At 51.9% G+C, this 13,459-nt stretch carries 9 protein-coding genes and 1 pseudogene; 1 reads left to right on the top strand and 9 read right to left on the bottom strand.

What is annotated here, in order from left to right; translation table 11 throughout:
* The 9 genes and pseudogenes from AC27IT_RS27020 to AC27IT_RS26980 form a co-directional block, all read right to left on the bottom strand.
* Nucleotides 1-385: pseudogene (locus AC27IT_RS27020) on the bottom strand (hypothetical protein); the annotation flags it as partial.
* The gene (locus tag AC27IT_RS27015) at nt 382-1,794 is read right to left on the bottom strand and encodes a type VI secretion system Vgr family protein (RefSeq protein ID WP_283858703.1); all 1,413 of its coding nucleotides are present in this window, start codon (nt 1,792-1,794) and stop codon (nt 382-384) included. The gene AC27IT_RS27015 and the pseudogene AC27IT_RS27020, both read right to left, overlap by 4 nt.
* Nucleotides 1,791-2,216, bottom strand: a complete 426-nt coding sequence (locus tag AC27IT_RS27010) for a hypothetical protein (RefSeq protein ID WP_283858702.1) — start codon at nt 2,214-2,216, stop codon at nt 1,791-1,793. Before AC27IT_RS27010 ends, AC27IT_RS27015 begins: the two co-directional genes overlap by 4 nt.
* Nucleotides 2,217-2,643: 427 nt before the next feature.
* Nucleotides 2,644-4,047: a M20 family metallopeptidase gene (locus AC27IT_RS27005; protein ID WP_005832175.1), complete on the bottom strand. Its 1,404-nt coding sequence runs from the start codon at nt 4,045-4,047 to the stop codon at nt 2,644-2,646.
* Nucleotides 4,048-4,111: 64 nt separating this feature from the next.
* Nucleotides 4,112-5,371: an amidohydrolase gene (locus tag AC27IT_RS27000; protein WP_025848737.1), complete on the bottom strand. Its 1,260-nt coding sequence runs from the start codon at nt 5,369-5,371 to the stop codon at nt 4,112-4,114.
* A 33-nt stretch (nt 5,372-5,404) separates the two neighbouring features.
* Nucleotides 5,405-6,952, bottom strand: a complete 1,548-nt coding sequence (locus tag AC27IT_RS26995) for an AbgT family transporter (RefSeq protein WP_122952951.1) — start codon at nt 6,950-6,952, stop codon at nt 5,405-5,407.
* A 540-nt stretch (nt 6,953-7,492) separates the two neighbouring features.
* Nucleotides 7,493-9,079, bottom strand: a complete 1,587-nt coding sequence (locus AC27IT_RS26990) for a M4 family metallopeptidase (protein WP_005836258.1) — start codon at nt 9,077-9,079, stop codon at nt 7,493-7,495.
* Nucleotides 9,080-9,105: 26 nt separating this feature from the next.
* The gene (locus AC27IT_RS26985) at nt 9,106-9,345 is read right to left on the bottom strand and encodes a hypothetical protein (RefSeq protein WP_152344132.1); all 240 of its coding nucleotides are present in this window, start codon (nt 9,343-9,345) and stop codon (nt 9,106-9,108) included.
* Nucleotides 9,346-9,385: 40 nt separating this feature from the next.
* Complete coding sequence (locus AC27IT_RS26980; protein WP_005830768.1) at nt 9,386-10,690, bottom strand: hypothetical protein; 1,305 nt, start codon at nt 10,688-10,690, stop codon at nt 9,386-9,388.
* A gap of 287 nt (nt 10,691-10,977) precedes the next feature.
* Here AC27IT_RS26980 and AC27IT_RS26975 point away from each other — a divergent pair, with 287 nt between their 5' ends.
* Nucleotides 10,978-12,618 (top strand): peptide ABC transporter substrate-binding protein, encoded by a 1,641-nt coding sequence (locus tag AC27IT_RS26975; protein WP_340673080.1) that lies wholly within the window; start codon nt 10,978-10,980, stop codon nt 12,616-12,618.
* Nucleotides 12,619-13,459: the final 841 nt, after the last annotated feature.

The following is a 13,459-nucleotide window of genomic DNA, read 5'->3' as shown; positions in this document are numbered from 1 at the left end:
AGGACTTGACCGTTTCCAGCTCCGCCATCCGCCGGAACAAGGGAGCAAAGATGAAGTCCGCTTCCCACACCACGGAGCATTCCGTCCTGTCCAAAAACCAGTTTTCATCATATGCGTCCAGACGGTACGCAGCACTGTTCTCCATGATGCTTGTCCGCAGAAAAGAGAAGTAGATGGTGCAAATCTCCCCCTTTTTCCCTTGTTCCTGCTGTATGGCTGCCTGTGTACACAGCGCATTGAAAGTGTCCACAAAGCCGCTCTCGATGCTTTCCTTTTTCTCGCGGTACCGCTGGTCAATCTCGATCAGATCGTACTGCCACCGATCCATCACGTGATTCTGCAAAAAATCATGCATGGCCGCCTGCTTGTCCATCCGCTTGCTCATTTGATATTTACCTTCGCCCCGCTTAAAGTCACATCGTCTACGATGCTCAAGGTAGCATCGGCCTGCTTCATGTCTACGCCCGCTTCTCCATGAATGACCACCTTTTCGCCCCCGATGATTTCAATATCCTCTTGGGCAGTTAAAGTGATTTTCTTGTCGCTGTTAATCTCGATGCCGCCATCGTCTGTCAGGCGCATCAGCAGCTTGCCGTTGCCAATAATCTCGATCGCTCCCGGCCGGAAGATGATTTGCTTGCCGTATTTCGTGCTGATGCTTTTGACGGAGGGATCGCTCCGCTTTTGAGGATCAGAGGAGAGCAGATCGACCGAGCTTGCGGCAAAGGCATGCTGCTCATTGGCATCAGGAAAATACAGACGCACCTCATCTCCGACTTCCGGCATGCAATACCAACCGCTGCCATCGGGGGAAGAGTACACTGTCGAGTAGGAGAACCAGATGGCCTCATCAACAGGTTGTTTTTTATCCACGTACAGATGCACTTTTACCGAATCTTTGGCCACATCCAAAACTTTGCCGAACAAAGAAGAGCCAGCCAATTCGGGAGGAAACAGGGTAGGACAGCCTAACCCTTTCTGATCGCGCAAGACGTATTGATGGACCAAAATCCCGTGTTCGATCCTGGTTTCGGCCCTGTATACGTAAAGCGTGCGCCGCAAAAAGGCAACCGGGCTGCCCAAATCCAATATTTTGTTGCTGGCGACTTCATAGCTGATGGTGTTTTGCTCCGTAATATCCTGCATGTCGTTTTCTGATTTCAGCTTGTATTCCTTCAAGTTCTTTTGAATGGTGTAATTGTGTTCCTCCAGCTTTTGCGGTTCGCCCAAGTTCGGGACTCCGACAAAATACCTCAGTCCCTTTTGCGTGCAGACTGGAACCAATGGCGCGTGGAAATGAGAAGCCAGCCGCTTGGCAAACTCCCAATCGGTTTCCTTGTATTGCACCAGCAATCCCCCGATCTTCCGTCCATCTGAGGCTTCATCGACCACATGGGCGGAAGGGTACTCTCCGGTGATCTGGGCAAACAGGTCGCGATAAGTCCGTTGCTTGTTTTGAAAAGAACGGGTCTTCTTTGCAACATCCATCTGAAGGGTGGCGCTGTACGCCTCAATGTCGATGTACCGCACACCTCTTACGGCACGGACAGACAATTTGGTAACGATGCCTTGAAACAACACCCGTTTTCGCGCACCGTCCTGAACAGACACCTCTATTCTTTCATTCTCATCCGCCTGTTCGACGTACTGGTCCAGCTTTTCTTCGGGCACGATTCCGCTTACCGTGAGCTTGATATGATCGTTCACCTGTTTAATCAGGCTCAATTGTGTAATTTTTTCGAATTGGTAGGTCGATACGAAAATGTCGGCATAAGTATAGACAGATTGGCTCATCCTTGCTCCTCTCCCTCGTTCTCCTCCGTAACGCTCACCGTTCTCATGACCTGAAACGCAATCTCCCGCCACTCTCCATACTCGGCAAAAGGGCAGCAAAATGTGCCCATGACCATTTTTCCTTCCAAGGCCAGAAAAAACATGAGGTGATACAAAAAGCCGTCCAGTGCCGGGCTTTTAAAGTCGAAGTAGCCAACTTGCTTTTCTCCGACCATTTCTACCCCTTCTGAATAGAAGACATTTGCCGGATTCGTCTTTTTGATCGTAGCTTTCATCCCTGCCGTCAGTTGCTTGACCCACTGGTCCTGCAAGTCTTGGTCGACCCTGCTCAACGTAAAATTAATGCCGCCCGTCTCATCGCTTTTGATAATCTGCGGGCGCTGCTGGTACGGATATTTGACTGCCCGCAAATGGTCAGGCATGTCCTCAAACTCTTTTGGGATAAACAAGCAGACCTTGTTGTCCCAAAATCCTTGCTGTTCAAACTCGTAGAAGCGGCTTCCCACCCTGACTGGTCCGGTGCAAATGTTAAGGGGAACGCTCGCTTTTTCCGATTCATTCAATAATGCCAGTATCTTTTCATCCCTATGCTCCATAGCTCGTACCGCCCTTATTATCCTTTATGAAATCCCTCATTAAAGAAATTTTGGAATATTATTCTATACCCCTTCTTTGTATGTATCGGAACTTTCCCTTGTCCATTTCACCCAAATATTAGAAAAAAGCCCATCCTAGTCCAGAATGGACTTTGAGTTTGTTTGCATGAAGGCGACTTGCCATGTTTCCACGAAAAAAACCGACGACCCCCGCATTCAAGCGGTACATCGTCGGTCTTGTCATGCAAGCCTGTTATTTTTTCACCGAAGGCATAACGCCTTCCGGAATCGGGCACACGTACGTTTTGTCGCCGAGGCGGGCTTTCAGCTCGGCTTTTGCCTTTGCGATCAACTCTGGATTTTGCAGCATATCTACCGCAGTAGCAGCCATGACCTTCCCGGCGTGCAGCATTCCTTTGTGCGCCATCGAGGTCGCTCCGAGCGACACCCATTGCCAGGAATGCAGCGTAGAACCGTTGATGAAGCAAGCTGTCGTACATTGCGCTGTCGGCGCGATCCAGCTTACGTCCCCTACGTCCGTGGAGCCGTTCAGCGGAATCGTCGACCCGGTGTACGGGTTCAGCCATGTCACCATGTCCGGGTCCGGCGCGTCTGGCGACTGTCTTTCCGCTGTCGCTTTTTCCTGCGCAGACAGCGTTGCGCGCATCGCTTTTGCCAGTTCCAGCTCTGCTTCGTCGTGCACAGGCACGCCAAGCTCCTGGAAGTTTTTGTACATGACCTCTTCCAGCGTCTTGTTTTGCACCAGGTTAGAGCACGCCTTGTCGAAGACGATCTCTACTTCGGTTTCCGTCATGAGTGCCGCGCCTTTGGCGATTTTGCAGACGCGCTCGTAAATTTCCTGCACCTGGTCGACCTTCGGCGCGCGCACGAGGTAGAGCACCTCGGCGTACGCCTGCACCACGTTTGGTGACAGGCCGCCGGAATTGGTGATCGCGTAGTGCACGCGGGCATCGGTAATGATGTGCTCGCGCAAGTAGTTGACCCCGATGTTCATCAGCTCGACTGCATCCAGCGCGCTGCGGCCGAGGTGCGGACTGGCTGCGGCATGGGCGCTTTTGCCTTTGAACTTGAAGTAAACCTGGTAGTTGGCCAGCGACTCGACTGCCATGATGCTGTTGTAGCCCATCGGGTGCCAGCAGAGGGCAAAATCGACGTCGTCAAACAGTCCGGCGCGCGCCATGAACGCTTTGCCGGAGCCGCCTTCTTCCCCTGGGCAGCCGTAGTAGCGAACCGTTCCGCTCATGTTGTTTTCTTCCATGTACTGCTTCACGGCAACCGCCGCCGCCAGCGAAGCCGTCCCCAGCAGGTTGTGCCCGCAGCCGTGTCCGTTTGCGCCCGGCACTTCCGGCTCTTCTTTGGCCTGGCCTTTTTTCTGGCTCATTCCGGAGAGGGCATCGAACTCGCCCAGGATCGCCACAACCGGACTGCCGCTGCCGAAGCTGCCGATGAAGGCGGTTTTGATCCCGCCGACGCCGCGCTCCACCTGAAAGCCTTCTGCTTCCAGCGTTTGCGCCAAAAGCTCAGCGGACTGGTACTCTTCGAAGCGCGTCTCCGCCAATTCCCAGATGCGGTCGCTTACTTTAATGAAGGAATCCCGTTTTTGCTCGATCATGTCTGCAATTTGTTTGGTATGCATGTAAAAACATCCTCTCTATGTCGGAGTTGGCAAAAAGGCGACTTTGGCAACAGAGAGTTGCTTTTTAGGCAAGAAGCCGTCTGGCAATCCGCTCCAGCAGCTTGACACTGCGCGGCAAAATTTCTTCCTGAATATCGAACTTCGGATGATGGTGCGGAGCCGGAAGGTCGGTCCCGATCGACATGTACGTCCCTTTGCCGCCGCGCTCCTGCACGCGCTTAATCATGAAGCTCGCGTCCTCGCTGCCCATCGAGTTGTGCTCGCCCATTTTAAACGAGGAGAAGCCTTCCACGTGCTTCGCTTCTTCCAAAGCCAGCTCTGCCATCTCCACATCGTAGTTGATCGGGATCGCTCCCCCGATCACTTCGATTTTGTAGTCCAGCTCATGCATCGCTGCGCTGTGCGCGATGATGTTGCGCACGCGTTGCTCGACCTCGGCGTTGACTTCCTCGGAAACAGAGCGCGTCTCGACTACCATCTTGGCGTAGGCCGGAATGATGTTTGCCGCAGTGCCCCCTTCCAGCACCCCGACATTCACGCGAGTCGATCCTGTGCTAAAACGGGGAATCGCATGAATGTTGAGCAAAGCGGTGGCCGCTCCGAGCAGGGCGTTTTTCCCTTGCTCCGGCGAAGCACCGGCATGGGAGGACACGCCGTAAAAATGAGCGAGCATTTTCGTGGTGGCCAAAAAGCCGTAAGAGCCGCCGTGCACCTCGCCGAGCGGGACGTTGACGCCCAGGTGGTGACAGAAAAGGTAGTCCACGTCGTCGAGAAGCCCTTTTTGCACGATCGAATACGCGCCGCGCACTCCTTCTTCGGCTGGCTGGAAAATCAGCTTGAGCGTCCCGGCAAACTCCCCTGCCGCAAGCGCCTCCGCTACGCCAAGGCCAATCGTCGTATGCCCGTCATGGGCGCAGGCGTGCATGTTTCCTTCGTAGCGGGAGCGGAAGCCGTTCGCCTGCGGAAAGTGGTCCGCATCGGTGCTCTCCAGCACAGGCAACGCGTCCATGTCAAAGCGGAACGCGACAGTCGGGCCAGGCTTGTTCCCTTTTTTCACCCCGATGACAGCAGTGTAGCCGCCGCGCATTTTTTCCACGATGGCCGGGTTGGCGCCGTCGCGCAGCGCCCGTTCGTAAGCCGCTTCCAGCACCGCCTCGGACGGCAGCCCCCTGCGGGCATCACCATCCATGGCGTCCTGGCCGTAAATTACGTCGTAGCCGAGGGAAGTCAAAATTTCCACTACTTTCGAAGCGGTGCGAAACTCCGTAAAGCCCACCTCGGGATGCATATGAAAATCTCTTCGTAACGAAACCAGATCCAGCATGTTTTTTTCCTCCTGTTTATTCTCGAGTCATCTTCAGTTCATCACCGGATAAACTCCAGGACCGATTGGCAGACCTACGAAATACCAGACGACCAAGAGCAATGTCCACAAAACAAAGATGGCGATCGGATACGGCATAATCAGGGCGTAGTACGTCCCCAGCTTCGCATCCTTTTTGTACTCCTGCAAAAAGCTCAAGAAGAGCGGGATAAACGGCGAAACGATCGCAAACGGAATGACCGACGAGTCAGCGACCCGGAATGCCACCTGCGCGAATGCCGGGTGGAAGCCAAGCGCCATGAACATCGGCACGAACACGGGCGCAAGCAAGGACCAGATCGCCGAGCCGCTCGCGATAAACATACACAGAAACGCAGACAAGAACATCAGGCCGATAAACACAGGCGCGCCGCTCATGTTCACTTGCTCCAGCAAATCCGTAATCGACAGCGCCAGGAAGCTGCCCATGTTGCTCCAGTTGAACATCGCCACGAATTGGGACAGCGGGAAAATCATGATGATGAATCCTGCCATGCCCTTGATCGGGTCTGTCAGCAAGGCCGGGATGTCATTTTGCTTTTTGATAACCCCAACCTTGATTCCGTACGTAATCGCTACGGTAAAGAAAAAGAGCAAAATGACAGGGACAATACCGGAAATGAACGGGGAAGGCACGATTGTCCCCTGCTTCGGATCGCGCAACAGGCCATTTTCAGGCACGACCAATACGGCAATCACAGCAATGAACACAAGCGCTGCGATACCTGCGGCACGCAAGCCTTTCTTTTGGGTATCGGACAAATCTTCCAGTTTCTTTTCCGATTTGCCTTCGCTTTTGTAAACGCCCAGGCGCGGCTCCACGAATTTATCGGTAATAAACCCGATCGCCGCCGAAAGCAGCAGGACAGAAGCGGACATGAAGAACCAGTTGTCGAGCACACTCACTGTCACGTCTGGATTCACTGACTTGGAAATCTCTGAGCTGATACCGGAGAGCAGCACGTCTGTTGTGACGATCAAAATGTTGGCGGAAAAACCGGACCCGACCCCCGCAATCGCGGCGAGCAGCCCTGCCACCGGATGGCGTCCGACAGCCAGGAAGATCAACGCGCCCAGCGGCGGCATAATCACGAACGCCGCATCAGAGGAAACGTGGCTGAAAAACGCGATAAACGCTACGAGGTAGCTGGCGTAGCGGGCACTGACCCGCAGGGACATTTTGCGAATAACGGCTTCCAACAGGCCGACCTTCTCCGCAAGTCCCACGCCGAGCATGAGCGTCAAAATGGAACCGAGCGGCAGGAAGCCGGAGAAGTTTTTAATGATGTTGGGCAAAAGCCATTGCAAGCCTTCCTGGCTGAGCAGATTTTTGACCTGCACCTGCTCGTTTTTGATCGGATCGACTGCCGTGACGTGAAAAATCGACAAGACCGCGGTAATAATCATCAAAGCGGCGATCAAATAAAGGAACAGCATGAATGGATTCGGCAGCTTGTTCCCGACTCGCTCTACCCATTTGACGAGACCGATTCCTTGTGCATACTCCTCATTCCGGTTTGTCTGTACAGTATGTGCACTCATGGAGCACTCCCCCTTAGGCCGTTTCTTTCTGCTGATAACCATCATTCTCGTTTGTCTCGATGGCGAAACAACAACGTTCTGAATGAGTGGTCAGTCTGGTTGATGGCATGAAAGCGAGAAGGTGAAAGCCCTTTCATTTTCATTTCAACGCAATCCATTCATTCAAGCGCACAGCAAAGCTCGTCGCCGCGCAGATACTCCTTTCTTTTTTCGGTCGGCAATGACAATTATACGAATACAAAAAGACAATTTCGTTTAATTGGATTATATAACCTGGGTAACTTTTTTTCAATAGAATTGTTTGACTTCTTGAAAAATAGAAAAGCTTCCATGTTTATCCCTTGTTCCCCGGCTTTGACATTCGAAAACCGGGCCGTGCCAAACCATTGGCGCAGCCTTGGTTGCGCTGATACCGGGCAAGAATCTTATCTATCCATTCTTATCTGCACAAAAAAAGCAACCACCCATGCGAGTGGTTGCCTTCTTTGCTTCCTTATTTACTTGTAGCAGGTCGGTCACCTGGGCCGTCTGGTTGACCGCTTATTTTACGCCTACAGCGTCATACGCTGCCTGAACAGATTTGACTTGTTTGGAGCTGGCACCGAACAAGTCGGTTGCGGACTGTATCGCAGCACGGCGCATAGCCGAGAAGTTGGAGTAAGGCGTCAGGTAGTGCGTCAGAGCGTGGTAGTAAATTTTCGCCGTATCTTCGCGGCCGATGCCGTTGACGTTCACGCCGTAGTGCGTGCCGCCTTCTGCCAGCAGGTACGCTGCCTTGTTGTTGATTCCGCTGTTGATGTGGACGCCGCCGTTATCTTGGGAGCCGGTGTAGCGCTTGCTGTAGTGATCCGGGTCGCCGTACTCCGATGGGTCTTCCAGGGAACGCAGTCCGTCTCCGTTCGTACCTGGCGTGTAGATGTCCTCGCCCATCAGCCAATCGTCGTCGTCAATCATCGCACCGAAAATATCGGAAATCGACTCGTTCAACGCTCCCGATTCGTTTTGGTAAATCAGTCCTGCTGTCTTCTCGGTGACAGCGTGGGTCAGCTCATGCGCTACTACGTCCAGCCCGCCGGACAGCGGCAGGAATGTGCTGCCGTCTCCGTCTCCGTACACCATCTGGTAGCCGTTCCAGAACGCGTTGTTGTATCTCGTGCTGTAGTGAACGGTGGAGCGGATCAAAGCGCCGTTTCCATCGTAGCTGTTGCGGTTGTGCACGTCGCGGTAGTAGTCGTACGTTCTTTGCGCATACGCGTGCGCGTCGACTGCCGCGCCATCTGTCCAATAGTTGTCGCTGTCGCTCAGCAGCGTGCCAGGGAGCGTAGTGCGGTTATTGGCTGAGTATGTCTCGATGCCTTTTCCGCGAGTCTTGTCGCTCAGCACGTACTTGCCGCTTTGCAGTGTCGTCTCGAACTGCTTCGTATCGCCCAGCACGCCTGTTCCGCTTCCGGTCACGTGGTCGAGCATATTGTATTTGTTGATGACATCTCCGCTGTGCGCGTCGATAAAATACATCCAACGGCCAGGCTGCGGATCGAGGAAGTTCAGCTCAACGGCATACGCCAGGTAAGCTTCATCCTCATGCACGTAAATGTACAGCTTCGCCTCTGGGTCGCGGATGAAATCCGGCTCTTCGCCCACTTCATCCTCGATGTCCTTGATTGCTTGTTTCAACGCTTTTTGTTCACTGAGCTTCGGCTTTTTCTTCAACTGCTTGTTGTCATCGAGATCTGGAATGAACTGGCCCAGATAAGACGTGACATTGCCGTCCGCATCTATGTGAACTGTTTGCTGGAAGCCGTAAATCGGAATGCCGTTGTAGACTTCCTGCAGCCGGTAGTGCTTCGTATCCGTCTCTTTGTTGCGGACCTGATTCACAATTTGGAAGTGGTCCTCTACGTCTCCCTGGATACGGAACTCGTCTTTGTACTTCTCGAGGTATGACCAGACGACGTCATCCCCCTTAGCCCCTTCTGGCTCCCAAGCTTCCCCGATATACTGCGGTGTGTCCCACTGTTTGCTGTAATCGATTTGCTTCGGTTTGGCCAGAGCAGGCACTGATGCAAATCCCGACACACCTACGGCAATGCTGAGAGTGAGGCTGGTGGCAATGTAAGACTTTTTCATTCTAAAAAATTCCCCCAATCAAAAGATTATGAATGTATGAAACATTTTATCTTATTTGCTTTTTCTGGAAAAAATCCCTTTTTTTCTCGGTATTTTTTTGCCGACATTTTCTCCATTTCTTTGACAAAAATCGCGGACTGGCTGTTCACGCTACCATACACCCGGCTTGCGCAGGCTTGTTCCTCTGGCTCAAACGGCCCGGCCAAGCGAGTGCCAAGGCTGCCCGGAGCGGCTCGTCCCGAATCGGCGGATCGCTTCTGCACCAACAAAAAAACACCCGAGCTTATCGGGTGTTTGCCTGCTTTTTCAGCGCACAAGCGTGTATATTTTTTTCGGCCGACCGCGCATCGCCTGCTGTTCCTCGCCTTTGTACTCGGCAAGCTCCACTTCGCACAGGCTGCCCATGATTCGCTGGGCATTGCGCACCGTCATGGACAAATACGAAGCGATGTCTGTCGTGGTGAACGATTTCCAGCCCATCCGCTGCACCAGCGCCCGCAGCTTGTGGTACGTCTTGACGCTGACGTTGGCCTTGTTCAGCTTTTCGAGAAGCTCCCGGTCATTGGAGCGGTAAGCGTACTCCAGCTCCTCCGCTTCTCCCACCGATTCCATCATGACGCCGTTGTCCTGCACGACCACGATGCCGAACTGCGGCCGCTCCTTGGCGTGCTGAATCGCTTTTCTCGCGTTGTTTTCCGCAGAAAAAGCCGTATCGCCGAAGCCTACGCCGACTGCGACAGGCACGTCCGCCTCTAGCGAGAGCTGCTCGACCGTGTGGCGAAGCATTTCGATCTCCCGCTGGATCGCGCCGCGCGAGCTGAAAATCTGGTAGCGGCCGTTTCCGTTTGCCATCAGCGAGCCGTCCAGGCGCTCGCAGAGCAGAAGCAAAATCTCCCTGATTTTCAGCTCCAGATGTTGCAGATGGAAGCGCGTTTTCGCCCGCTCGGGAATTTTGTCGAACTGTTCCAGCTCGATGATTTCCACCCCGATTTGCGTGTGCTTGAAATACGAGCTTTTCGCTTTTTCGATGACGATCTTCATCGCCTGGCGAATCTCCATCTTCGTCATCAGGACGCGGTACACGGGAATGCCGGCCTCGCGCAGCGCCTGCTCGACGGAAAACAAGGTGGTGAAAGCGCCCTGCGTTTTTCCTTCTTTCCATAGAGAGAGATGGAACTGCGTAATGACATCAGGGTCGTAATGCTCGTCGTAGGTCATCACGTGCATTTCTTCCTCGGGAATATTCAGTTCGGACATCGCTTCGCGCAAATACGTCCCTTCTGAATCAATCATATCGACAGAGATGCGCTTCACGACTTCATTGTGATCGATCGACATCTGGATGAAGCAACGATACAGATTAGACCCGGTCGGCGGACAGTAGACGATATTGGCATCCGGGCTCAACACATTTTTGGCGATCGTAAAAGGAATCGGGCCAGAGAAAAACCACCCGTTAAATTCCGGGTTATGCTCCTGCACGATTCGGCTCACTTCTCTTGCATCGTCATAGGTGAAGGGAACGAATTCGATTTCATGCTCAAACTCATTGGCAACAGCCAGTATCCGCTCAACTGAGGGGGGCGGGCCCACAACACCGATTTTATACATAAGGGCGTAAACTCCTACCTGATTTGATAGCTTCCATAATTGGTTACCTCATTCTTATCATTTGCCGACCACTTTGTCTACTGGTGTCATTCATTCCTCTTCGCTAAATTAGTTAGCTACTTAACCAGTTACAAAACAGTGAGTTGTATCAAGCATTTGCCAAGAATACTTTGTTAATCACCTAACATAAAATTTTTTTGTCGAGCAAGATAAATATTACCTTTGCGAAACAAAACGCAAACAAATATTCTGAATATATGTTTCTATCATTTCCAAGGGGGATTTACATGAAAAAGGGCATTGCGCTGGCAACCTGTCTTACCTTGCTGTTCGGGGTAATCACAGGCTGTTCGAACTCGACAACCACTTCCCAACCCGCGGGCCAACCATCCGCCACACCGACAGAGGCGACAAAGACAGAACCAATGGTGCTGCGCTGGAGCATCAACAGCGAACCGCCTTCCATGGACCCTGGCATCGCAGTTGACGCCGATTCGTTTGACATGATCTACGCCGCTTTTGAAGGCTTGACCAGCTACGACCTGAACGGACAACTGACCAACGCCACGGCAGAGAGCTTCACCAACACGCCGGACTATATGAACTACACGTTTAAAATCCGCAAAGACGCGAAATGGAGCAACGGTGACCCTGTCACCGCCCACGACTTCGTCTATGCGATCAAACGCAACCTCGATCCGAAGACAGCGTCCGAGTACGCCTATCAGCTTTACTACATTAAAGGAGGAGAGGAATACAATACGGGTAAAGGAAAAGCCGAGGACGTAGGGGTAAAAGCACTCGACGACTACACCGTCGAATTCAACCTGAAATCGCCTACGCCGTTTTTCCGTGAGCTGACCTTTTTCCCGACGCTCTTCCCGCTGCACCAAAAAACAGTGGAGGGCAACCCGCACTGGGCTGCCGAAGCGAAAACGATCGTGGGCAACGGGCCGTTCATCATGGACACCTGGGAGCACAAAAGCAAGATCGTCTTCACCAAAAACCCGAACTACTGGGACAAGGACAACGTAAAGCTGGACCGTCTGGAAATTTCGATGATCGAAGACAACAACACGGCTTTCTCCATGTTTGAAAACGGCGATATCGACTGGGGCGGCTACCCGGCCTCCACGCTGCCGCCCGATGCCATCCAGTCTCTGAAGGACGCAGGCAAGCTGATGGTAGCGGACAACCCCGGCACGCAATCCGTCGTGTTCAACACGAACCAGCCGCCTTTCAACAACAAAAAAATCAGACAAGCCTTCTCCTACGCGATCAACCGCCAGGAAATCATCGACAACATCCTGCAAACCGGCGTACCAGCCGCTTACGGATGGGTGCCGACCTCGATGGGCCTGAAGGCGGACGGCTACTTCAAGGAGGACGCAGAAAAAGCGAAACAGCTTCTGGCAGAAGGGATGAAGGAGCTTGGCCTGACTGCCTTCCCGACCGTCACCTACACTTACGACACTACCGACACGAACAAAAAAGTGGCGGAAGCTTTGCAAGACCAGTGGAAAAAAGTGCTCGGCGTCGACGTGAAGCTGTACAACGCAGAGCTGAAAGTGTACCGCGACATGCGCTCCCAGGCCAATTTTGACCTGATCCGCTTCCAGTGGGGCGCAGACTTCAACGATCCGATCAACTTCCTGGAAATGTTCCGCGACAAAACAGGCGGCAACAACCACCCAGATTGGGAGAATGCCAAATTCAAGGAACTGATCGACAAGAGCTACAACGAGCCTGACCTGGAAAAACGCAAGCAAATTTTGCTCGAGGCGGAAACCATCCTGATGGACGAAATGCCGCTCGCGCCGATCAACTTCCGCGGAAGCCCTTATGTGAAAAACGACAAGGTGAAAGACTTCATCATCTTCCCGCTCGGGGGCGCGTACTTCAAGTACACGTCGGTGGTGACGCAGTAGCAGGTGCAACGACAGAACACGAAATGTATTTCACGAATGAGCTATAACGAAAGACTAGCCGGTTTTCACCTTGCCAAGGGTGTAACCGGCTTTTTCTGTCCCTACATTGCTAAATTTGAAGTAAGATGCAGAGAAAGTTGGGACTAAGACGAGTATATGAATGCAATCAAGACAATAAACACTTCATTCCTTGTGAATAGCTGGCTAATTGAATCGAAGGACTTTTTTCATTTGATTCTCGTGTATCTCTATTTTACTTAGGAACAGGTTGATTAAACGAATAACTTCGTTCCTCATTCAACAAAAAAGATCCTAAGTTAAAAAACTGTCAAACTTGGGATATTCAAAAATCCCTGATAGAACACATATGTCATGCCATGATATCTACTAGTGTATCAAGTTGAGCCTGATCATGAACAAACGCTGGAGCCAGTTGTATGTATTTCTGAATAGGTGTCTCGTTTTTAGTCCGCCACAAACATGTTAATTGTATTTTTTTTAAAAAAAGGATAAACGTGGTAAAATCGGTTTGGTGATTAACTATTTGAATCAACTACTTTGACTTAAGGAGCTGATCCACTTGTTAAACAAATGGAAGGTACTTCTTTTCATTATTTTAGGTGTATTTGTTTTATTTTTCATCATTGGACTTACTAATTTCTTGGTTAGTTCATAAGAACAGTTTGGGTTCACTAGAGTTAATAAACTACTAAACCTTTTAAGCCCCGAAATTGGATTTGAGTCATACCCCCTTATCTTGTTAAGCTGATATCAGAAGAACAGAGGGGGATATTTTTATGCAACGGAGACGCTATTCAATCGAGTTCAAACAACAATTGAT

This window comes from Brevibacillus sp. YAE8 (genome assembly GCF_057543335.1).
The sequence above is the reverse complement of the archived record's forward strand: the minus strand, read 5'-3'. Positions and strand labels throughout refer to the sequence as shown.

Coding starts and splice junctions, on each gene's coding strand:
- AC27IT_RS27010 (WP_283858702.1), bottom strand. CDS start 2,216: ATGCCTGACCATTTGCGGGCAGTCAAATATCCGTACCAGCAGCGCCCG.
- AC27IT_RS26995 (WP_122952951.1), bottom strand. CDS start 6,952: ATGAGTGCACATACTGTACAGACAAACCGGAATGAGGAGTATGCACAA.
- AC27IT_RS26990 (WP_005836258.1), bottom strand. CDS start 9,079: ATGAAAAAGTCTTACATTGCCACCAGCCTCACTCTCAGCATTGCCGTA.
- AC27IT_RS27015 (WP_283858703.1), bottom strand. CDS start 1,794: ATGAGCCAATCTGTCTATACTTATGCCGACATTTTCGTATCGACCTAC.
- AC27IT_RS26975 (WP_340673080.1), top strand. CDS start 10,978: ATGAAAAAGGGCATTGCGCTGGCAACCTGTCTTACCTTGCTGTTCGGG.
- AC27IT_RS27000 (WP_025848737.1), bottom strand. CDS start 5,371: ATGCTGGATCTGGTTTCGTTACGAAGAGATTTTCATATGCATCCCGAG.
- AC27IT_RS26980 (WP_005830768.1), bottom strand. CDS start 10,690: ATGTATAAAATCGGTGTTGTGGGCCCGCCCCCCTCAGTTGAGCGGATA.
- AC27IT_RS27005 (WP_005832175.1), bottom strand. CDS start 4,047: ATGCATACCAAACAAATTGCAGACATGATCGAGCAAAAACGGGATTCC.